This window comes from Synechococcus sp. ATX 2A4 (assembly GCF_024346375.1).
Taxonomy (GTDB): domain Bacteria; phylum Cyanobacteriota; class Cyanobacteriia; order PCC-6307; family Cyanobiaceae; genus MW101C3.
The window spans coordinates 182,343-202,151 of record NZ_JAGQCV010000002.1 but is presented as its reverse complement, the minus strand read 5'-3'; the positions used below and the strand labels follow the sequence as shown (position 1 = coordinate 202,151).

The following is a 19,809-nucleotide window of genomic DNA, read 5'->3' as shown; positions in this document are numbered from 1 at the left end:
ACAGGCCCAGCGCTCAGCGTCAGGCACGCAGCTGGGCGCCGAACTGCTTCTCGACGGCCTGTCGGACGGCCGCATGGGCCTGCTCCACCTCCGCTTCGGTGAGTGTTCGGCGCGCATCGCGATAGCGCAGGCGGAAAGCCTGGCTGGCGGCGCCCTCCGCCACCTGGCTGCCGGCGTAGCGGTCGATCAGCTCCGCCGACTCCAGCAGGGGCCGGCCTGCCTTGCGCATCACCGTGAGCAGCTGGGCGGCCGTGACACTGGCAGGGATCACCACGGCCAGGTCGCGTTCGGAGGCGGGCACGGTGGGATAGGGGCTGAAGCTGGGTTGCCAGCGGTTGCTGCGGGTGGCCGCGCCCAGCAACGGCTGCAACATCAGCTCGAACACATGGGTCGCTTCCGGCAGGTCGAGGGCTTCGGCCTGGGCCGGGTGCAGCTGGCCAAACCAGCCCAGCGCCCGGCCTTCAAGCACCAGCTCCGCCGCACGGCCGGGGTGCAGCAGCGGATGGCCCTGCAAGGGGCGGTCGTCGCAGCCCACGGACAGCTGGCCGAGGGCCTGCTGCAACACGCCGCGCGCCTCGTAGTACCCGAGCGGCCGGGTCTTGCCAGCGCTGCTCCACAGCTCGGAGCGCCGTTCGCCGCAGATCACCCCCGCCAGCTTCGCCTCGCTGATCACGTCGGTGACCGCGGCATCGCCAGCGGTACGGAACACATGGCCGATCTCAAAGGCCCAGAAGCCCGGCTGGGAGGCCTGCAGGTTGCGGCGTGCCGCCAGCAGCAGGTCATCGATCAGGGAATCGCGCAGGTGGCCGTATTCCGCAAGCAGCGGATTGGCCAGTGCCACCCGCTCGGCGCCCGCCTGCCCGCTGTCACCGCTCACCGGTGCGTGGGCCGGCCCAAGCGACAACGAGCAGCATTCTTGCAATCCGGTAGCACTGAGGCCGCGGCGCAACAGGCGCTCGGCCTTCTGGGCGGGCTCCAGGCCACCAGGGCAGATCGGATCCGGCAGGTGGCTGGCGAAGTGGTCGTAGCCCACCAGGCGGGCCACCTCCTCGATCAGGTCCACTTCCCGCTGCAGATCCATCGCCCGCGACGGCGGCACAGTGACCCACCAGCCCGCCTCGCACTCCTCCAGCCGGCAGCCCAGGGCCTCCAGGGTGGCCGTGATCCGTGCATCGGCCAGGTCGTCCGCCACACCATCAACGAGCACCGGACCCAGCAGTTGGTGCAAGGCATCGCGGCGCAAGGCCAGCGGTGGGCGGGGATCCACGGGCACCTGGTGCAGCCAGCGTCCCTGGATCTCCCCGCCGGCCAGTTCCACCAACAAAGCAGCGGCACGATCGGCCGCCGCCAGGGTGACCTCGCGGGGCAGGCCCTTCTCGAAGCGAAGGCTGGCGTCGGTGCGCAGGCCCACGCTGCGGGCGCTACGGCGCACCGCCTGGGGCGCAAACACGGCCGCTTCCAGCCAGATGGCGCCGGTGCCGGGGTGCACCGACGCGTTGCTTCCACCGATCACCCCCGCCAGGGCCACTGGCCGGTTGGCGTAGGTGATCAGCAGGGCTTCCGGGCTCAGGAGGTAGCTGCCGCCATCGAGCGCCTCAAAGGCCTCGCCATCCCCTGCCTGACGCACACCGATGGCGCCGGGATCGGCGGTGGCGGTGCCAGGCGGGCCCAGCAGGACCAGCCGCTCGCTGTCGAAGGCATGCAGCGGCTGCCCGAATTCCAGCATCACCAAATTGGTGACATCGACCACGTTGTTGATCGCCCGCAAGCCGGCCCGCTCCAGCCGTTGCTGCAGCCACTCCGGTGAGGGCGCGACCTGCACGCCGGTGATGGCGGTGAGGCTGTAGAGCCCACCGGCCTCGATCGCGGCGCCGTCAGCGGCTGCCACCGGCAACGGCACGGCGGGCACCTCCGGAGCCGCCGCAGTGAGCGTGAGTGGTGCGCCGGTGAGGGCCGCCACCTCGCGGGCGATGCCCTGCATCGAGAGGCCATCGGGTCGGTTGGCCGTGATCGCCAGCTCCAGCACCTGGTCGTCCAGACCGAGGCTGGGTCCCACCGGAGTGCCAAGCGGCGGCACGTCGCTCAGCAGATCGTCGAGCATGGCGATGCCATCGCTGCTCTCTGGCAGGCCCAGTTCCCGCAGCGAGCAGATCATGCCGCTGCTGGCCACACCGCGCAGCTCGGCCGGCTTGATGGTGAGATCCACCGCCGGCAGGTGCGCGCCCACCAGAGCCACGGGCACATGGATTCCGGCTCGCACATTGGGGGCGCCGCAGACAATCTGCAGCAGGTCGTCGCCAGCACCTGCCGCGACACGGACCCGGCAGATGCTCAGTTTGTCGGCGTTGGGATGGGGCGTGCGTTCCTCCACATAGCCCACCACCACGCCAGCGGCGCGGGCGGCGAGATCCTCGATCGCCTCGACTTCAAAGCCGGCCATCGATAGACGCTCGGCCAATTCGGCGGCGGTGATGGAGCTGGCCACCAGCTCCCGCAGCCATTGGAGCGAGACCTGCATCGAATCCACGGCGTCCAGTCGCCGAGATCCTAATGACCGGCCCGGTGCAGGCCGGAGAGTATGTTGTTTAGCTGTCAGCTCGCCTCGCTTCAGCGGCGCACGTCCTTCCATGGCAAAGAACAAGGGCGTCCGGCTCGTGATCACTCTTGAGTGCACCGAATGCCGGTCCAACCCCGCCAAGCGGTCTCCTGGTGTGTCTCGTTACACCACCCAGAAGAACCGCCGCAACACCACCGAACGGCTCGAATTGAAGAAGTTCTGCCCTCACTGCAACAAGAGCACGAACCACAAGGAGATCAAGTGAGTGAGGGCTCGCGGTCATTACCGCCAGCCCTCCCGCTTTTGCTCTCCCCACGTCTTCTTCCTTTCTGCCCTTCCCCATGTCCAGCTCCTTCTTCAAGAAGCGTCTTTCACCGATCAAGCCCGGCGATCCGATCGACTACAAAGACGTCGATCTGCTCAAGAAGTTCATCACCGAACGCGGCAAGATCCTGCCGCGCCGGCTCACTGGGCTCACCGCCCAGCAGCAGCGCGACCTCACCAACTCCGTGAAGCGTGCCCGCATCCTGGCGCTGCTTCCCTTCGTGAACCCCGAAGGCTGAGTTTCCCTTGGTGTTTCAGCCCGGCGACCTGGTCGGTCTGAACGGCTCCCGGGGGCCTGAGCTTGCCGTGATCGACACCCTGTCGGGCAGCAAAGCCGCCCTGCGGGTCGGGTTTGAGGCCAGGCGCCAACTGGTGCCGCTGCGGGAGCTTGACGCCCTGGCATCCTTGCCTGGCGCCTTTGACCCGCCTGCTTCTCTGCTGGCTCCCCCCTGGGGGCTCACGGCAGCGGTGCTACAGCATCACCAACCCTCCTGCCGCGATCTGGCAGCCGCCTGGTTGCTGCTCACTGAGCCGTCGGCGCCAGCAGCAGCGTCCCCTTCGGGAGGGGCTGCTGCCGGGGTTCCTGGGGTGATGCCACTGGAGGAGCTCGTGGCTCTGGTGGCGCCTGCCGACGCGCCAGCGGCCCGAGCGGCCTGTTGGCTGGCCCTCCAGCAGCCGGAGCAGCACTTTTTTCGCTGGCGCCACGGCGCGGTTCAGCCCCGCACGCTGCGGGATCTGCGCCAGCTGCGCCGCGAGCGGCACCTCGAACGCCTGGCTCGGTTGCGTGAGCAACACTGGCAGTCCTTGCTGCAGCAACGCCAGCCGCTCGATCCGAGCAGCCTTGACGCCCAGGCCCGGGCTCAACTCGACCACCTGCTGACTCTGGCTGCAGGGGATACCACCACGCCCTTGCCAGTGGCCCTGCGCCAGGCGCTGCACAGCGCCCACTGCAGTGCGGAGCCGGGGGCGGTGCGTCGCCTGCTGGTGGATCTGGGCCAGTGGGAGCCCCACGGGCTGCCCTCGCTGCAGCGCACGGTGTGGGACCAGGGTTTCGCGCCCGAGCTGCTGGCCGAAGCCGAGCGGTTGATCGCCGCCGCCGCTGCTCCCCAACCGGGCGACGACGAGCGCCGCGACCTCACCGGCCTGCGCACCTACACCCTCGATGATCCCGACACCCAGGAGATCGACGACGCCCTCTCCCTTGAGCAGCTGGCCGAAGGCCGTCAGCGTCTTTGGGTGCACATCGCCGATCCCGGGCGGCTGGTGCCGGCGGAATCGCCCCTGGATCTGGAGGCACGGCGCCGAGCTTCCAGCCTGTACCTGGCCGACCGGGTGGTGCCGATGTTTCCGTTTCCGCTGGCCACCGGCCCCTTCAGCCTGCGGCAGGGCCAGCGCTGCCCCGCCTGGAGCACGGCGATCGAGCTGGACGCCGATGGGGCGGTGGCTGCCGTCGAGATCGTGCGCAGCTGGGTGCTGCCCACCTATCGCCTCTCCTACGCCGACGGCGATGCCCTGATCGAGCTGGCCCCGAAGGAGGAGCCGGATCTGGCCAGCATCGACGCCCTGTTGGAGCGGCGTCGCCGTTGGCGCGTGGCCCAGGGCGCGCTGCAGATGGAGCAACCGGAGGGACGCATCCGCGCGGTGGGCGGCCAGACAACCGTGGAAATCACCGACCCGACCCCGGCCCGGGCGCTGGTGGCCGAAGCGATGATTCTCAATGGCGCCGTGATCGCCGCCTATGGCGTGGGCGAGGGTCTGGCCTTGCCCTACCGGGGCCAGCCCAGCGCCGAACTGCCACCCGCCGCCCAGCTGGAGGCCCTGCCCCCAGGTCCGGTGCGGCACATGGCCCTGCGCCGCTGCCTGACGCGGGGCGTCACCGGCGTGCAGCCCAGCCACCACTTCAGCCTCGGGCTCAGCGCCTACGTGCAGGCCACCTCTCCGATCCGGCGCTACGCAGATCTGCTGGTGCAACGCCAGTTGGCGGCCCATCAGCAACAGCTGCCGCCCCTGGACGGAGCTGAGCTGGGCGCCCTGCTCGATCAACTCGATCCGGCCCTGCGGGAAGGGGTGCAGATCAGCCGCGAAGACCAGCGCCACTGGCAGCAGGTGTGGTTTGAGCAGCACCCCGACGAGCGCTTGGAGGGGGTGTTCCTGCGCTGGCTGCGGGAGCAGGACCGGCTGGGCCTGGTGCATCTCGAAGCGCTGGCGCTGGACGTGGCCGCCCGCTGCCCCGCCGCGGCAGAACCCGGCACCCTCCTGGCCGTGCAGGTGCAGATGGTGGATTCGCTGTCTGATCTGCTGCGCCTGGAAGCGCGCTGAAACGCTCTGGCAACGTTGGCTCTGGCCTCAGCGTTCGCTTTGGCCTCAATGACAGCTCCCGTTTCAGCCTGCGGCCAGGCGCGACAGCCGCAGCCAGGGCCCCCAGGGATTGGCGCAGCCGATCAGTTGCACCGGACGCGGCCGCTCGATAGCAGCCAGCCAGTGGTGCAGACCGGGCTCCAGCGTGATCACGGGCCAGCGGCGCTCGGCGGTGTCCAGCAGAAAGCCGCCACTGCCATCGCTCTGCAGCAGCCCCTGGAACAGGCGTTCATGGGGCTCCGCCGGGGCAACACCGGGATCCGGCGGCGCGACGCCGAGCAGCTCGCCGCCCAGCGACAGGCGTTCGGGCGCAGCCAGCGCCGCGTGCTGGCGCTGGCGCCATTCGGGGTGGTGCCAGGGGGTGTCCCACAGGGGCAGCGGCCCGGCGGGAGCGAGCGGGTCGTTGATCAGGGCCTCCTGCAGAGCTCGCACCGGCAGCTCGGCCGGCAGCAGAGCGTGGGCCACGCAGAGAGCGGCGGCTGCCCCCGCCGCCTGGCCGATGTTGAGAATCAGCGGCTGCAGCCGGGTGGCGCCGTTGGCCATGTGACTGGTGCTGAAGGATTTGTCGGCAGCCAGCAGGTTGTCGAGGTCGGCGCACACCAGCGCGCCGTAGGGAATCGTGAAGGGGGTGCCGCTCCAGCGCCCGCCCCAGCGACAGCTCTTCGGGGCCAGCGGCCAATCGGGGCCGGGGTAGTGGTGATCGTTGGGGTAATTGCCCACGGCGATGGCGTTGATCGTCCCGTCTCGGCCGGCGGCCAGTGGGGCCAGGCGGGCCTCGGGGGCCCCAGCGGCGCAGACCTGGGGCAGCAGATCCCCCTCGGTGACGGTGGCCAGACCGTGCAGGCGGCGGCCCTCGCGCCAGTAAGGCATCAGGGCCAGGGCCGAGGAGCCCTCGAGCAACGCCGCAGCCGGCGCCTCCGGGAAGACCGCCGCCGCCTGCAACCAGCCGTCACTGGCTTCGCCCAGGGCTGCCGCAAACGCCGTGCTGTGCGCGCGCATCTCCGCCTGCAGCGCCAGCTGCTGCTGGGGCTCATCGCTGAAGGCACGCCCCAGGCCGTCGTGCCAGTCGTTGCCGTGCAAGGGCCAGTTCAGCATCACCAGCCCGCCCGGCAGCCGGCCATAGGTGAGCGTGCGCCACAGCCCGTGGGCTTCCGTGGAGCGCTCAAAGGGAGGGGCCGGCGGCCGGCCGGTGGGGCAGGCGCCATCGCCGAGCTGGCCCAGCACCACCCAGGTGGGTGACTGCACCGGCTGTCGCTGGAAAAAGGGGTCTTGGTCCAGCTGTTGCTGCAGGGGTGCGCTGGGTTCCCCCCACTGCTCGCGGGGCTCCCAGCCGCAGCGGAACGGCACCGCCGCCAGGGGCAGCAGATCTCCCCGGTCGCTGCCATCGATCAGCACGTCCAGAGCGATCTGCAGGGATTGCTGCTGCCGCTCGACTTCCACGGCGGTGACCCGCCGGCCCTGGCGCCGCACCCCGCGCAGCAGGCAGCACGGCCACCAGCGGAGCCGCGGTTCTACCGCCACCCAGCCCCGCAGGATCCCCTCGGCCGTGGCCGGCCGCCAGCCGAAGCAACTCACCCAGTTGTGATCGAGCCCTTCGGTTTCCGCCTGTTGCAACGCCCGCAGCAGCGCCCCCCAGAGGCCCGTCTGCCAGGGGGAGAGCTCATTGCCATCGGGCGCGCAAACCCCGGCGGCGCTCACCATTCCCCCCAGCCAGCCGCCGGGGGTGAGCAGCAGGGTGTCGGCGCCGGCACGGGCTGCCTGTAGCGCCGCCGCCACACCGCCGCTGCCACCCCCCCAGATCACCACCTGGGCCCGTTCCTCAGTGGCGCCCATCAGGAGCAACCGTTCAGCGAGAGGCAGTCACGCAGAAGCAGGGCCATCGGCGGCGCAGCAGGTGGTGGGGAAAGGTTGTCAGAGTGCGTTCAAGGTGTTGTGGAGGGGCCACGTGCCGAAACGCCGTGCCAGGAGGCGCTCGGTAGGATCCGTCGCCGGCGCAGGGCCGCTTTGGCGGGCCAGCGAGCCCTTGATCCCCGCCGAATGACCTACACGCTCACCACCCCCCTCTACTACGTCAACGACAAGCCGCACCTCGGCAGCGCTTACACCACCCTGGCCTGTGACGCCCTGGCCCGCTTCCAGCGCTTGAAGGGGGAACGGGTGGTCTTCATCACCGGCTGCGACGAGCATGGCCTGAAGATCCAGCGCACCGCCGAGCAGGCCGGGCTCACCCCCCAGGCCCATTGCGACCGCGTCAGCGCCCAGTACCGGGAGCTGTGGCAGGCCTGGGAGATCAGCAACGACCGCTTCATCCGCACCACCGATCCACGCCACCGCCAGCTGGTACACCAGTTCTTCAGGCGGGTCGAGGCCGCGGGCGACGTGGTGGAGGGACGCCAGCAGGGCTGGTATTGCGTGGCCTGCGAGGAATTCAAGGAGGAGGCCGCCGGCGCCGATGCCCCCAACTGCGGCATTCACCACCGCCCGCTGGAGTGGCGCGACGAGATCAACCTCTTCTTCCGGCTCTCGCGCTATCAGCAGCCGATCGAGGAGCTGATCCGCCGCCCAGGCTTCATCTCGCCACCCGGCCGCCAGAAGGAAGTGGAGAACTTCGTGCAGCAGGGCCTGCGCGATTTCTCGATCTCCCGCCTGAATGTGCCCTGGGGCCTGCCGGTGCCGGGCCACGAACCGCAGACCTTCTATGTGTGGTTCGACGCACTGCTCGGCTACCTCACCGCCCTGCTGGAACCAGGCGATGCGCCCGATCTCGAGCTGCTGAGCGAGCGGGGCTGGCCGGCGTCAGTGCATGTGATCGGCAAGGACATCCTGCGTTTTCATGCCGTCTACTGGCCGGCGATGTTGCTGTCGGCCGGCCTGCCGCTGCCGGAGCGGGTGTTCGGCCACGGCTTTCTCACCCGCGAAGGGCAGAAGATGGGCAAGTCGCTGGGCAACGTGCTCGACCCCGCCACCCTGCTGGAGCGCTGCGGGCCCGATGCGGTGCGCTGGTATCTGCTGCGGGACATCGGCTTCGGCGACGACGGCGACTTTCAGCAGCAGCGCTTCACCGACCTGGTCAACAACGACCTGGCCAACACGATCGGCAACCTGCTCAACCGCACGTCCTCGATGGCACGGCGCTGGTTCGCCGAGGCCGTGCCGCCGGTGAGCAGCGCCGTCACCGATCAGCATCCGTTGGCCCTGGCGAGCGCGGACGCCACTCAGAGGGTGCTGGCGGCACTGGAACGGCTCGATTTTCGTGCGGGTGCGGAGGCGGCCCTGCAGCTGGCCGTGGCCGCCAACGGCTATCTCAACGAGCAAGCCCCCTGGAGCCGCATGAAGCGTCAGGAGGGAGTGGAGCAGGTGGCGGATGATCTCTACGCCGTGCTGGAGGCCGCCCGGATCGTGGCGCTGCTGATCGCCCCGCTGCTGCCCGATCTGGCCGAGCGCATGCTGGCGCAGCTGGCGCAGGCTCCCTTGGCCAGCGGCGTGCCCGAGCAGGCTGCCAGCGGCACCCTTGCAAGCGCGCCCTGGAGCGAACGGTTGTGTTGGGGAGGCCTGGTGGCGGGCACGCCCCTGCCCGAACCGGCTCCGGTGATGGCCCGCCTTGAACTGGAGGAAACCCTTTGATCTCGCCGTCCCCCCTGCGCCGCGGCGGCGTGTTGCTGCTGGTGTTGATGGCAGCGCCGTTGATCGGTTGTACGCGCACCACCAAGACACCAGCCAAGCCTCAGCCGTTCGTGTTCCGGGCGCTCAACCTGCGCCAGCAGGATTCCAAAGGCCGCCCCAGCTGGGAGCTGTTGAGCCCTGAAGCCCGCTACGACCTGCAACGTCGCGTGGCCACCGCCAAGCAACCGCGCGGTGTGATTTTTGCAGCCGGCAAACCGCGTTACCGGATCGAAGCCACCAGCGGCACCGTGATCAACGACGGCGAGGTGATCCAACTGGAGGGAAAGGTGAGCATCGTGGTGATCGGCCCCCAGGGAGCCACAATCACCGGCGATCGCGTTCGCTGGACGCCTGGCCGCTCCCTGATCGAGATCACCGGCCGGCCGGTGGCCACCGACCGCTCCAGCCGCCTCACGGCGGACCGCGCCCGCTTCCTGATCGCCGAAGACAAGCTGGAGCTGCGCGGATCTCCCCGCCTGCTGCAGCCAGGGCTGAACCTGCTCACCCGCGAAGCCGACTGGTATCCACCGACCGGCGTGCTGAAGGCGGCCGGACCGGTGCTGGCCCTGCGCCAGCAAGCCGGCAAGCCCGACCAACGCCTCACCGCATCGGCACTGGAAGGCAACACCCGCGAGCAGGTGTTTTATGGCATTGCGCCGGTGCAGTTCGTCGACCCCGCTGCCAAGACGGAGATCGCGGCAGGGCGCACCCGCTGGGACCTGGAAGGGGAAAGGATCTCCAGCGCCGAACCGTTCACGGGCCGCTTCGATCAGCTCCATGTGCGCGGCCAGGCCCTGGAGACGAATCTGGCGAACACCACAGCCTTCATCCCCGCTGGCTGCGACCTGCGCCAGCCCGGCGAATGGTTGCAGGCCAACACCTGTCAGTGGAACTGGACCTCGAAGGTGGTGCAGGCAGAAGGGGAGGTGCGGCTGGAGCGCCAGGCAAACCGGCAGATCACCCGTAGTGCCGCCTTGAGCGGCCAGGTCGGCAAGGACGGCACGGTGGAGTTCGTCACTCCGGGCGGGCGGGTGTTCACCGAGCTCACGGTGCCGCCCCCGGCGCAGGGCACGCCGCGGAAGCGTCCTCCAGTGTCGTTCTGAGTTTGCGGGCCCAGCCCTCCACCCACAGCTCATCGGCGCGGCTGAAGCACCGCGGCGACCAGCCCCCCACCAGCAGCCAGCCGTGCTGATCAATGGGTTGCACGATCACGGCAGGCGTGCCCGCTGGCAGCCCAGTGAACTCCTCGCGGCCGGGATAGAGGCGCAGGTCCACCAGCGACACGCAGCGCTCCGTACGCCGGGCCCGCTCGCAGATGGGGCCCGGCAGGAAGGGTTCAGCCGCCAGCACACCGCGGCGCAGCACCACCCGACCGTTCCAGAGCAAAACCACGCTGGCGGCCGGGGTGGCGGTGAGCAGCATGTGGCTGCCCCAGGCGAGTTCCCGCCGGGCCATTGGAGCGAGGGCCCCATCGAGCTCCAGCCCCTGCTCCCCCGGTAGCTCCACCCGCTCCGGTGCCGCCGGCAGGGCCCGCGTCCACAGCACGGCCACCAGCATCAGCCCCACGGCCATCAGGCTGGCCAGCACGGCCGCCCGCTCCAGAGCGGGAGAGAGGTCGGGCGCGGTGAGCTGATTGAGCAGACAGAGGAGCAAGCCGAGCACCCCGGCAGCCAGACAGAGGCGCGCCGGTGGCGGAAGACCGGCCATGGGATTCCGGCGGTGGGAATACGAACGCTGACACACAAGGGCGCGACAGCAGGGCCCGCGGGCGGCAGACTGACCAGGACATTTGTGAGGTCCGGTCTTTGCGCTTGCCGCTGCGTCTACTGGCTGCCGTCGCCGTGCTGCTGCTCCAGTTCCTGCCTGTGGCGGAGGCCTGGGCCGTCGGAGCCAGCGCCTACCCGGCTGTGCCCCAGCAGCACCTGATCGATCCCGCCGAGCTGTTCAGCAGAGCCAGCGCGGTGGAGCTGGAGCGCCGGCTCAAGGAGCTGCAGGCCGATCACATCGAGGCGCGCCTGGTCACAGTGCAGCGCCTCGACTACGGCCTTGATCTTGAGGCCCTCGGTCAACAGCTGCTGGATCGCTGGGCCACCGCTTCCAGCGACGACTCCGCCCAGCTGATCCTGTTGATCGATTCGCAGACGAATATGGCCGCCGTGGTGGCCAGCGACACCCTGCTCGATCAGCTGCCGGAATCCCTGCTGCGCAATACAGCCGATCGCACCATGGCGATTCCGATGCGGCTGGGATCCCGCTACCGCCAGGCTTCGCTCGACGCCCTTGATCGCCTCACTGCGGTGCTGGCCGGCGGCGAAGACCCGGGCCCCCCGCTGGAGCAGGTGATCGTGCCGGTGGAATCGAACATCCCCACCAAGGAGGAAACCGCCTCGAGCAACGGTTTCACCTGGATCATCGTGTTGCTTGCAGTGGGCACCGTGGTGCCGATGCTCACCTGGTGGGTTTTCTCCCGCTGAGCACCCATGGGCCTGACCGACTGGATGGGAACCTTCGGGAAGGCCCGCACCAAGGACCTGCGCAGCAACCTGGAGCGCGCCTATGAAGCGGCTCTGCTGATCCAGAACATCGAGCTCGAATACTTCAACGACCGGCCAGTCCGGCCGGAACTCGAGCTGAGCATGCCGGCGTCGGTTCAGGCGCAGATGATGCGGCGGTTTCGCAGTTCCCTGGAGCTGTGCCGGCAGGTGGTGGAGGAACTCCAACCTCGCCGTCATGAGCTCGATCACCAGGAGCTGCGCCAGTTCCAGCTGATCGAAACGGTGGAGGGGCGCTACTCCAACCGCAAGCCCGTCTCCACTCTCACCCGCTCGCCGGAGTTGTTGCCCCGCAGCCTGATGGGGCTGATGGAGAGGGTGAAGCGACAGCTGGATCCTCAGGCGGAGGCCACCGTGGTGGCCGGCTTTCGCCGCCGCCGAGATTCCACGCTGGTGTCGCTGCGCATCCTGCTGCTGCTGGTGCTGGTGCCGCTGCTGATGCAGCAGGCCAGCCGCACCTTCGTGATTTCGCCGCTGGTCGATCGCTTCGCGCCCGACGTGCCCTTCCTCACCTACCCCAAGCCCCAGCTTGAAGAAGCGGCTGTGGAGAAGTTGCGCGTGTACAAGGCGGAGCTGGAGTTCGATGCCCTGCTCAAGGGCCAGGACCTGCCCGATCCGGCGACGATGCACAAGGCCCTGGCCAGTCGCGCGGTCGAGCTCAAGGAGGAAGCCGATGACCAGAGCACCCTGGCCATCAAGAACGTGCTGTCGGATGCCTTCGGGCTGATCAGCTTCGGTTTGGTGTGCCTGCTGGCCCGCGAAGACATCCGCATGCTGCGCGGTTTTCTCGACGAACAGGTGTATGGACTGAGCGACAGTGCCAAGGCCTTCGCGATTATTCTTTTCACCGACATCTTCGTGGGCTTCCACAGCCCTGAAGGCTGGACTGTGCTGCTCGGTGGTGTTGCCAACCATCTGGGACTACCAGTGCGGGAGAACTTTGTGATGCTCTTTATCGCCACCTTCCCGGTGATTCTCGCCACCATCTTCAAGTATTGGATCTTCCGCTATCTGAACCGCGTGTCTCCATCTTCGGTGGCCACACTGCGCAACATGAATGGCGGAGGCTGACGCCATGCTCACTCTGGTGACCGGCCCCAGCCGGAGCGGCAAGAGCCGCTGGGCCGAGCACCTGGCCCTGCGCTCGGGTCGGCCTGTCACCTATGTGGCCACCGGCCCCCGCCTCGAGGACGATGCCAGCTGGAGCGAGCGGCTGGCCCTGCACCGCCGTCGACGACCGGCCGACTGGACCACCTGGGAGGTGGAAGGGGAGCTCAGTGCCGCACTGGAGCAGGCCCCCGCTGAGCGGCTGCTACTGATCGACTCGCTCGGCACCTGGCTGGCGCACCACCTTGAGCTGGACACCAGCGCCTGGGAGCAGGAACAGGAACAGCTGCTGTCGGCCTTGCAGCATTGCTCCTCTCCCGCGCTGATCGTGGCAGAGGAGACCGGCTGGGGTGTGGTGCCCCCCACGGCGATCGGCGGGCGCTTCCGCGATCGGCTCGGGGCGCTTCAGCAACGGCTGCTGCCCCGCTGCAGTGAGGCCTGGCTGGTGGTGCACGGGCGGGCGATCGACCTGCTGCGACTGAGCAGGCCGGTGCCGGAGCTCTGAGCCATGCCGCGCGTGGTGCTGTTTGAGCCGGAGATCCCGCCGAACACCGGCAATGTGGCGCGCACCTGCGCGGCCACCGGCTGCGAGTTGCATCTGATCGAACCGCTGGGCTTCCAGATCGACGACCGACAGCTGAAGCGGGCGGGCCTGGATTACTGGCCCTGGGTGCAGCTGCGCTGCCACGCCGACCTGATCAGCTTCGAGCAGCACCGCCGCAGCCGTGGCGGCCGCCTGGTGGCCTTCAGCAGCCAGGTGGACCAGCCCTACACCTCCTTCGCCTTCCAGGACGACGACTGGCTGCTGCATGGGCGCGAATCGAGCGGTCTGCCACCGGAGCTGCTGGCCGCCGCCGATGCCCGCCTCACCGTGCCGATGCCGGGCTCGGTGCGCAGCGGCGGCGGGGTGCGCAGCCTGAACCTTTCGGTGGCCGCCGCCGTGGTGTTGTTTGAGGCCATTCGCCAGTTGGGGAGAGGGATCTCCAGCCCTGCCAAGGAGGCTTAAATCAGCATCGCTGCGGTCTTCAGGTTGTCTAAAGGAGTTCAGGCCGCTACTCTCGGCGCGACCCGGGGGATGGCGGCTTCTCCACCGGGTTTTGTCCAATGGGTGAATCTGCATGAAGCCTTCGCAACTGATCCTGCCTCTGATGGGAGCCTTACCGGTTCTCTCTCTGGTGGCTGCTGCGGCCATCCCTGGCATCGCCGACTCCCGCTCTAATGGGCTTGAGGAGCTGTCTGGCGGCTTCGGGGATGCTCTGGGCCTGACGGCCGAGCCCACAGCGCTCCAGCTCGCTTCACTTCCCAAGACGAGCGACAGGGTGTGGATCCAGGTGCGCGCGGACGTGAGCCTTGACGAGCTCGCCCAGCAGTTGCGCATCCAGGAAACGCCCCTGGCCCGCATGAACGATGTCAACGAAGACCACAAGTTCAGCCAGGGCGACTGGCTGGTGATCCCCGGGCGGGACGCCAAGCGGGCCCGCAGCGTGGCCGCCCTCGATCCCGAACAGATTCGCCGCGCCGCGCCGCTCTCCGAGCTGCCACCGCTGGAATCCACTGGGGTGGTGCGCTTCGGCGACAACATGATCAAGCTGGCCAAGCGCTACAACCTCACCATTGGGGAGTTGCTGCGGCTCAATCCCGGTCTTGAGGCCGCCCGGCTAGTGGCCGGCACCCAGGTGCGTCTGGCCCGTTCCGCCCCCGGCCGCAGCCGGATGGTGCTCGGGCTCAATCCCGTGGGTAGTGGCGGACTCAGCTGGCCGGATCTCCCCTCTTTTGGTGAGCGCCCCGAAGTGGAGCCAACTCCAAGCCGTGGCGACACCACCTGGATCTGGCCCAGCAAGGGAGTATTCACCTCCGGCTTCGGCTGGCGCTGGGGACGCATGCACAAAGGTGTCGACATCGCCAACAACGTCGGCACGCCGATCGTGGCAGCCCGTTCCGGCCAGGTGGTGTTTGCCGGCTGGCACGACGGCGGCTACGGCTACCTGGTGGAGATCCAACACAACGACGGCAGCAAATCGCTTTACGCCCACAACAGCAGGCTGATGGTGAGAGTGGGGCAGGTGGTGGGCCAGGGCACCGTGATCAGCTCGATGGGCAGCACCGGACGCAGCACCGGACCACACCTCCACTTCGAGATTCATCCCCCCGGCCGGGGTGCTGTCAATCCCCTGCAGTTCCTCCCCGGCCGCGCCTGAGGCGGGGCAGGACTCAAGGAGGGCGCAGGGCCGTCGTTTAAGCTCTTGCCATAGGGCTCGGTAGCTCAGCTGGTTAGAGCGTGGGATTCATAACCCCAAGGTCGGGAGTTCAAGTCTCCCCCGAGCCATTTCCCCTGAAATCGGATCACATCCCACTCTTGATCTGAGTAGGTAACTCAAATCTGCAGATTTCATCTGCGGATTTGATCTGTGTGTGGATCTGATCTGTGGATCTGATATTGATTCTGAGCCTTTTCAGCCCTAGGGCTTGGGGGGGGGGGACCTTTCAGCCTTTGGCGCCGCTCGCTTCCCCGTCCGTGGCCACTTCGGTGAGAGGGCGCGAGCTTGAACTGAGCCCTGTGGCCGCTTCAGACCTCAGCGCATTTCGATGGCGTTGAGGCGCTCACGAAAACTGGGTGATGAATTAGCAGCAGCATGGCCGTAATCCGACGCGCTGCCCCCACCCTCGGTGGCGCCGCCGCGCCCGCCAGAGCGCCTTGATGAGGACGACGACCCACGGCCACGGCGGGCCGGGGTGGCATCGGCTTGGGGACGCTGAATGGGATGGGAGACGATTTCGCTGCGCAACTGGCTGAGCAGGCGGAAATGGCCGGTGGCGTTGTATTTGCGGAGCAGGACAGGATCCCAGGACATCAGGACAGGGAAAGAGAAAGGGGACGGAAAAGGGAAAAAGGGATGGAGCAGACAACCGGCGAGCGGTGCACGCCAGGTGGGAGTTCGGGGCTGGTGAAAGGAGATGACAACCAGCCTGCCACTTCACTGGCTTACCGCGCCAACGATCCCGTTTCAGCAGACAAGCCGGGAAACAAGACAAAACGTCTTCACTTGCTGTCGTCGTGGCCTGTGAGGCTGTTCTCAACCGCGTGGCGCCGTGGTTCTTACCGCCCAGACCGGCGGGCTGTTCAGGCTCGATTCGCGGAGGGGGCTGGTCGTTGACTGGCCCGCACCCAGTGCCGCGCCAGTGCCACTGGCCCGCTTCGCATTTGAACCGCTTCTCGCCTGCGCCGCTGCACACTGGCAGGGCTGAATACAGTGTTAGGGCACGCTTGGACGACAGGGCTCTTCCCCTCCGCGCATCTGCCCCACTCTGCTGCCGGCATCACGGGGCAGTCCCGGCATCCCGAGCCTGCCCCGACTCCCCACCCCGCAACTCCTTCCCGCCATGACCGTCAACGCCTCCCTGCGCGTGGGGCAACGGGCGCCGGAGTTCACCGCCACCGCAGTGGCGGATCAGGACTTCACCAAGATCCGGCTCTCCCAGTACCGCGGCCGTTACGTGGTGCTGTTCTTCTATCCGCTCGATTTCACCTTCGTCTGCCCTACGGAAGTGACGGCCTTCAGTGATCGCCATGCAGACTTCGCTGCGCTCGGCGCTGAGGTGCTGGGCGTATCGGTGGACAGCCAGTTCAGCCATCTGGCCTGGATCCAGACCTCCCGCCAGGACGGTGGGGTCGGCGAAATCGCCTATCCACTGGTGGCCGACCTCAAGAAAGAGATCGCCAGCGCCTACGGCGTGCTCGACGAGGAAACCGGTGTGGCGTTGCGGGGCCTGTTTCTGATTGATCCAGACGGGATCGTGCAGCACGCCACCATCAACAACCTCTCGGTGGGCCGCAGCGTGGAGGAAACCCTGCGGGTGCTCAAGGCCTTCCAACACGTGCAAGGGCACCCTGGGGAGGTCTGCCCCGCCAACTGGACGCCAGGCGCGCCGACCATGAAGCCCGACCCCGTGGGCAGCAAGGAGTACTTCGCCGCCCACGGCTAAGCCTCAGCGGTCAGCTCAGCAGCGAGGCCAGCAAGCGGCTGCCGTCGGTGCCGCCGGTGATCGGGTCGCAGGCCCGCTCCGGGTGGGGCATCAGGCCCAACACGTTGCCCTGAGCGTTGCAGAGCCCGGCCACATCGCCCACCGAACCGTTGGGGTTGGCGGCGTAGCGCAGCACCACCCGGCCTTCCCCCTCGAGAGCCGCCAGGGTGTCGGCATCGGCCTGGAAGCAACCCTCGCCGTGGGCGATCGGCAGGCTGATCGGCTCGCCTTCGCCGTAGTGGCGCAGCCACTGGCAGGCGCCTGGATGCACCGTGAGCGGAGCGGCTTCACAGAGGAAATGCAGCTGGCGGTTGCGGGTCAGCGCACCGGGCAGCAGGCCCATTTCAGTGAGTATCTGGAAGCCGTTGCAGATGCCCAGCACCGGGCCGCCACGCGCCGCGAAGGCGGCCACCTCGCTCAGCATCGGCGAGACATGGGCAATGGCGCCACAACGGAGATAGTCGCCGTAGCTGAACCCGCCGGGCAACACCACCGCATCGATGCCCTCCAGGCTGCGCTCCTCATGCCAGAGGAATCGGGTGGGGATGCCGAGGCATCCTTCCGCAGCCCAACGCACATCCCGGTCGCAGTTCGAGCCGGGAAACACCACCACGCCGATCGTCATGACCCGGCATCCTCCGCGGGCTTGAGCTGTTCGAGGCACCAGTTCTCGATCACCGGATTGGCCAGCAGGCGATCACTGAGCCGCTCGATCTGGCTACGGGCGGCGTCGAGATCCGGCGCTTCGAGTTCCACCTCCATCGCCTTGCCGATGCGCAGGCGCGTGATGCCATCAACGCCGAGCCGCTGCGCGGCAGCTCTGGTGGCTTCTCCTGCCGGATCGAGAACCGATGGTCTCAGGGAGACCAGCACACGGGCTTGAAAGCGGGGCACCGGCGGGAACGTCATTTGTTAAATCTTGGCAGGCAGCTTCCCCCCCACGGCCGACGCCGAAGCATCTTCAAGACAGTGGTCAACGGTCGGAGCGATGCAAGCGACAGGCGCCTGCCAACCCTGCCTGGGCGCCCGGCTGGCCCGGGCCGGGCTGGTGGCGCTGTGGATCGCGTGGGCGGGCACCACGCTGCTGGCTCCTGCCCTGGCCCAGGTGCAGCGGGTGCCCCTGCGCTGCCGGCTTGCCGATGGTCCCTGGCGTCCCTGCGTGATGACAGTGGAATCAGTGGGCGAGCGGTGGAAGCTGCGCTTCGACAACACGCAGCTGAGCTTCCGCCACGACGGCAAGGGGGTGGTGGAAATGCAGCGCCCGGCTGGGATCTGGAAGGTGGTGAATGCGCGCTGGAACGAGGATCAGGCCCTCTGCTGGGATGGCATCTGCGCCCAGGGGGACCCCCCTGGACTGAAACCGGCGGCGGGCCCGCTCAGACGCGGCTGGCGCTGGCCTCCCTCAGGCGACTGCTTTCCAGCGCCTGCAATAACAAGCTGCGGTCGACGCGCAGCCCCAGCGCCACCAGTTCAAGCCGCCCGACGCTGGGGCTCCGGGGGGAGCCTTTGTCCGTGGCTGTGGGGGCGGCCAGCCGATCGCTGTGATCTTCGTACCAGCAGTCGAGCCGTGGGCCCACTGCCTGGATCTGCAGGGGACGCCGTTTGCCGGGCTGAAGCAGCCAACCCTTGAGCCGCAACAGGGCCTGGACTTGGATCTGCTCCAGGAGGGTGGCTTCGAGGGCTTCGCGGTCGAAGGACCCATCGAGCTGGATCGCCACCGACTGCATGGGCACGTGGGTGTGGTCGTGATGGCCGTGGTCGTGGTGATCGTGATGATCGTGATCGTGGTCGTCTTGATGGTCGTGATCGTGGTCGTGGTCGTCTTGATGGTCGTGGGAGGTTTCTCTTTGGGGGTGATGGCTGTTCGCGCCAGCCGGGCGATCCAGGCCGAGCAGCAGCTCCGGCGGCACCTGGCCACGCTGCATCGGCAGCACCTGGGCACCGGGCCGGCAGACAGCCTGAAGGCGTTCGCGCACCCGGTCCAGGTCTGCGGGCGTGAGGCGGTCGGCGCGGCTCACCAGCACCAGATCGGCCGCCCGCAGCTGGTCGTCGAACAACTCCTCCAGGTCGGAGAGGTGATCGAGGCTGGGGTCGGCGGCCCGCTGCCGCTCCAGCGCACTGGGGTCGGCCACCACACTGCCGCCGGCCAGCGCTTCGCCATCCACCACCGTCACCACACCGTTGACGCGGGTACGGGTGCGGATGTCGGGCCACTGGAAGGCCTGCACCAGGGGCTCGGGCAGGGCCAGGCCACTGGTTTCCACCACGATGCCGTCGAGGCGATCGGCGGACGCCAGCAGCTTCTGCATCGTCGGCAGGAAATCGTCCTGAACGGTGCAGCAGAGGCAGCCGTTGGCGAGTTCCACCAGCCGGCCCTCCAGCTCTTCCTCAGGGCAGAAGCCGCAGCTGCGCAACAGGTCACCGTCGATGCCCACTTCGCCGAATTCATTGACCAGCACCGCCAGGCGCAGGCCGCTGGTGGTGAGCAGATGGCGCAGCAAGGTGGTTTTGCCCGCGCCGAGGAAGCCCGTCACCACGGTGACGGGCAGACGACGTTGCATGGAGGGTGTCATCTCAGGGCACCAACGCAGACCATGCGAACGTGGAGCCCACGCCGATCAGCACACCGGCCGCCAGCATCAGCCGCGCCGGAGCAAGGCCCGCGCGCCAGCGCTGTACCAACGTGAGCGCCAGGCACAGCAGCGCCCCCTGGCTGATCAGCAGGCCCAGCAAATACCAGGCCACGGACGCGGCCTGCCAGCCGCTCACGGCATCACTGAGCACATAGCCGTGCAGGGCGAAAGCGGGCAGCAGGGTCCAGACAGGCAGCCGTTGGATCACCACCAGCCCCACCACCACCAGCGATAACGCCACCAGCGCTTCGGCGCCGGGCAGGTTGGGCAGCAGCAGGCCAAGGCCGGTGGCGATAAGCCCCACGGCCAGCAGAGAGATCACCCAGCGCAGGCGCTGCACCAGGCCCACCAGGCCGAGCGCGAGCAGGAACAGCAGGTGATCCGGACCCAGCAACGGATGGCCGATGCCGCTGAACAGGCCCGCCAACGGGCCCTCCTTCAGGGCGAAGGTTTCCATCAGGTGGTGGGCAGCTGCAGGGGTGGCCAGCAGGGGCACGAGCAGCGGGGGCACGAACAGGAGTGGCGCGAGATGAAGGGCGCCAGAAAACAGCAGAGGGCTGGCTGGCTGGGCCGCACGACGGCCTGGGCCAGC

General features: G+C 68.2%; 19 protein-coding genes and 1 tRNA gene. 12 read left to right on the top strand and 8 right to left on the bottom strand.

Annotated features, from left to right (window positions below):
- Window positions 1-19: 19 nt before the first annotated feature.
- The gene (pheT, locus tag KBY97_RS02825; RefSeq protein WP_255145164.1) at window positions 20-2,518 is read right to left on the bottom strand and encodes a phenylalanine--tRNA ligase subunit beta; all 2,499 of its coding nucleotides are present in this window, start codon (window positions 2,516-2,518) and stop codon (window positions 20-22) included.
- A gap of 109 nt (window positions 2,519-2,627) precedes the next feature.
- Here pheT and rpmG point away from each other — a divergent pair, with 109 nt between their 5' ends.
- The 3 genes from rpmG (at window position 2,628) to KBY97_RS02810 (ending at window position 5,200) form a co-directional block, all read left to right on the top strand.
- Entirely contained in the window at window positions 2,628-2,822 is a 195-nt protein-coding gene (gene rpmG, locus KBY97_RS02820) for a 50S ribosomal protein L33 (protein WP_094512862.1), read from the top strand.
- A 76-nt stretch (window positions 2,823-2,898) separates the two neighbouring features.
- Window positions 2,899-3,120, top strand: a complete 222-nt coding sequence (gene rpsR / locus KBY97_RS02815; protein WP_094512863.1) for a 30S ribosomal protein S18 — start codon at window positions 2,899-2,901, stop codon at window positions 3,118-3,120.
- Window positions 3,121-3,130: 10 nt separating this feature from the next.
- A complete protein-coding gene (locus KBY97_RS02810) occupies window positions 3,131-5,200 on the top strand; it encodes a ribonuclease catalytic domain-containing protein (protein ID WP_255145262.1) in 2,070 nt (689 codons plus the stop codon).
- A 63-nt stretch (window positions 5,201-5,263) separates the two neighbouring features.
- Here the strand turns inward: KBY97_RS02810 and KBY97_RS02805 are convergent, their stop codons facing one another.
- Window positions 5,264-7,072, bottom strand: a complete 1,809-nt coding sequence (locus KBY97_RS02805; protein ID WP_255145163.1) for an FAD-dependent oxidoreductase — start codon at window positions 7,070-7,072, stop codon at window positions 5,264-5,266.
- 204 nt (window positions 7,073-7,276) lie between these two features.
- Here KBY97_RS02805 and metG point away from each other — a divergent pair, with 204 nt between their 5' ends.
- Both metG and lptC read left to right on the top strand, forming a co-directional pair.
- The gene (gene metG, locus KBY97_RS02800) at window positions 7,277-8,863 is read left to right on the top strand and encodes a methionine--tRNA ligase (protein ID WP_255145162.1); all 1,587 of its coding nucleotides are present in this window, start codon (window positions 7,277-7,279) and stop codon (window positions 8,861-8,863) included.
- Window positions 8,860-10,005 carry an LPS export ABC transporter periplasmic protein LptC gene (gene lptC / locus KBY97_RS02795; RefSeq protein ID WP_255145161.1) on the top strand — a complete coding sequence of 382 codons (1,146 nt, stop codon included), beginning with the start codon at window positions 8,860-8,862 and terminating at the stop codon, window positions 10,003-10,005. Before metG ends, lptC begins: the two co-directional genes overlap by 4 nt.
- On the opposite strand, the gene KBY97_RS02790 is transcribed toward lptC, so the two are convergent.
- Complete coding sequence (locus KBY97_RS02790) at window positions 9,947-10,609, bottom strand: cofactor assembly of complex C subunit B (RefSeq protein ID WP_255145160.1); 663 nt, start codon at window positions 10,607-10,609, stop codon at window positions 9,947-9,949. The genes lptC and KBY97_RS02790 overlap by 59 nt on opposite strands.
- Window positions 10,610-10,713: 104 nt before the next feature.
- On the opposite strand from KBY97_RS02790, the gene psb32 reads away from it, so the two are divergent.
- From psb32 to KBY97_RS02760, 6 genes are all read left to right on the top strand, one after another.
- A complete protein-coding gene (psb32, locus tag KBY97_RS02785; protein WP_255145159.1) occupies window positions 10,714-11,376 on the top strand; it encodes a photosystem II repair protein Psb32 in 663 nt (220 codons plus the stop codon).
- Window positions 11,377-11,382: 6 nt separating this feature from the next.
- Window positions 11,383-12,525, top strand: a complete 1,143-nt coding sequence (pxcA, locus tag KBY97_RS02780; protein ID WP_255145158.1) for a proton extrusion protein PcxA — start codon at window positions 11,383-11,385, stop codon at window positions 12,523-12,525.
- Complete coding sequence (gene cobU / locus KBY97_RS02775) at window positions 12,512-13,066, top strand: bifunctional adenosylcobinamide kinase/adenosylcobinamide-phosphate guanylyltransferase (RefSeq protein WP_255145157.1); 555 nt, start codon at window positions 12,512-12,514, stop codon at window positions 13,064-13,066. The genes pxcA and cobU overlap by 14 nt, the downstream gene beginning before the upstream one ends.
- Before the next feature lie 3 nt (window positions 13,067-13,069).
- The gene (locus tag KBY97_RS02770; protein WP_255145156.1) at window positions 13,070-13,567 is read left to right on the top strand and encodes a tRNA (cytidine(34)-2'-O)-methyltransferase; all 498 of its coding nucleotides are present in this window, start codon (window positions 13,070-13,072) and stop codon (window positions 13,565-13,567) included.
- A 142-nt stretch (window positions 13,568-13,709) separates the two neighbouring features.
- The gene (locus KBY97_RS02765; RefSeq protein ID WP_255145155.1) at window positions 13,710-14,759 is read left to right on the top strand and encodes a M23 family metallopeptidase; all 1,050 of its coding nucleotides are present in this window, start codon (window positions 13,710-13,712) and stop codon (window positions 14,757-14,759) included.
- A 54-nt stretch (window positions 14,760-14,813) separates the two neighbouring features.
- Window positions 14,814-14,887: transfer RNA gene (locus tag KBY97_RS02760), tRNA-Met, on the top strand.
- A gap of 247 nt (window positions 14,888-15,134) precedes the next feature.
- Here the strand turns inward: KBY97_RS02760 and KBY97_RS02755 are convergent.
- Complete coding sequence (locus KBY97_RS02755; RefSeq protein ID WP_255145154.1) at window positions 15,135-15,413, bottom strand: hypothetical protein; 279 nt, start codon at window positions 15,411-15,413, stop codon at window positions 15,135-15,137.
- A gap of 529 nt (window positions 15,414-15,942) precedes the next feature.
- On the opposite strand from KBY97_RS02755, the gene KBY97_RS02750 reads away from it, so the two are divergent.
- On the top strand, window positions 15,943-16,545 hold the full coding sequence (locus tag KBY97_RS02750) for a peroxiredoxin (protein WP_255145153.1): 603 nt from the start codon (window positions 15,943-15,945) through the stop codon (window positions 16,543-16,545).
- 10 nt (window positions 16,546-16,555) lie between these two features.
- Here KBY97_RS02750 and purQ read toward each other — a convergent pair whose 3' ends face one another.
- From purQ to KBY97_RS02730, 4 genes are all read right to left on the bottom strand, one after another.
- Complete coding sequence (gene purQ, locus KBY97_RS02745) at window positions 16,556-17,209, bottom strand: phosphoribosylformylglycinamidine synthase subunit PurQ (RefSeq protein WP_255145152.1); 654 nt, start codon at window positions 17,207-17,209, stop codon at window positions 16,556-16,558.
- The gene (purS, locus tag KBY97_RS02740) at window positions 17,206-17,478 is read right to left on the bottom strand and encodes a phosphoribosylformylglycinamidine synthase subunit PurS (protein ID WP_255145261.1); all 273 of its coding nucleotides are present in this window, start codon (window positions 17,476-17,478) and stop codon (window positions 17,206-17,208) included. The genes purQ and purS overlap by 4 nt, the downstream gene beginning before the upstream one ends.
- Before the next feature lie 482 nt (window positions 17,479-17,960).
- Window positions 17,961-19,145, bottom strand: coding sequence for a GTP-binding protein (locus tag KBY97_RS02735; protein ID WP_255145151.1), 1,185 nt, complete (start codon window positions 19,143-19,145; stop codon window positions 17,961-17,963).
- 13 nt (window positions 19,146-19,158) lie between these two features.
- Window positions 19,159-19,728 (bottom strand): HupE/UreJ family protein, encoded by a 570-nt coding sequence (locus KBY97_RS02730; RefSeq protein WP_255145150.1) that lies wholly within the window; start codon window positions 19,726-19,728, stop codon window positions 19,159-19,161.
- Window positions 19,729-19,809 lie beyond the last annotated feature (81 nt).

Coding starts and splice junctions, on each gene's coding strand:
- pheT (WP_255145164.1), bottom strand. CDS start 2,518: ATGCAGGTCTCGCTCCAATGGCTGCGGGAGCTGGTGGCCAGCTCCATC.
- rpmG (WP_094512862.1), top strand. CDS start 2,628: ATGGCAAAGAACAAGGGCGTCCGGCTCGTGATCACTCTTGAGTGCACC.
- rpsR (WP_094512863.1), top strand. CDS start 2,899: ATGTCCAGCTCCTTCTTCAAGAAGCGTCTTTCACCGATCAAGCCCGGC.
- KBY97_RS02805 (WP_255145163.1), bottom strand. CDS start 7,072: ATGGGCGCCACTGAGGAACGGGCCCAGGTGGTGATCTGGGGGGGTGGC.
- metG (WP_255145162.1), top strand. CDS start 7,277: ATGACCTACACGCTCACCACCCCCCTCTACTACGTCAACGACAAGCCG.
- KBY97_RS02790 (WP_255145160.1), bottom strand. CDS start 10,609: ATGGCCGGTCTTCCGCCACCGGCGCGCCTCTGTCTGGCTGCCGGGGTG.
- pxcA (WP_255145158.1), top strand. CDS start 11,383: ATGGGCCTGACCGACTGGATGGGAACCTTCGGGAAGGCCCGCACCAAG.
- cobU (WP_255145157.1), top strand. CDS start 12,512: ATGGCGGAGGCTGACGCCATGCTCACTCTGGTGACCGGCCCCAGCCGG.
- KBY97_RS02770 (WP_255145156.1), top strand. CDS start 13,070: ATGCCGCGCGTGGTGCTGTTTGAGCCGGAGATCCCGCCGAACACCGGC.
- KBY97_RS02765 (WP_255145155.1), top strand. CDS start 13,710: ATGGGAGCCTTACCGGTTCTCTCTCTGGTGGCTGCTGCGGCCATCCCT.
- KBY97_RS02755 (WP_255145154.1), bottom strand. CDS start 15,413: ATGTCCTGGGATCCTGTCCTGCTCCGCAAATACAACGCCACCGGCCAT.
- KBY97_RS02750 (WP_255145153.1), top strand. CDS start 15,943: ATGACCGTCAACGCCTCCCTGCGCGTGGGGCAACGGGCGCCGGAGTTC.
- purQ (WP_255145152.1), bottom strand. CDS start 17,209: ATGACGATCGGCGTGGTGGTGTTTCCCGGCTCGAACTGCGACCGGGAT.
- KBY97_RS02735 (WP_255145151.1), bottom strand. CDS start 19,145: ATGCAACGTCGTCTGCCCGTCACCGTGGTGACGGGCTTCCTCGGCGCG.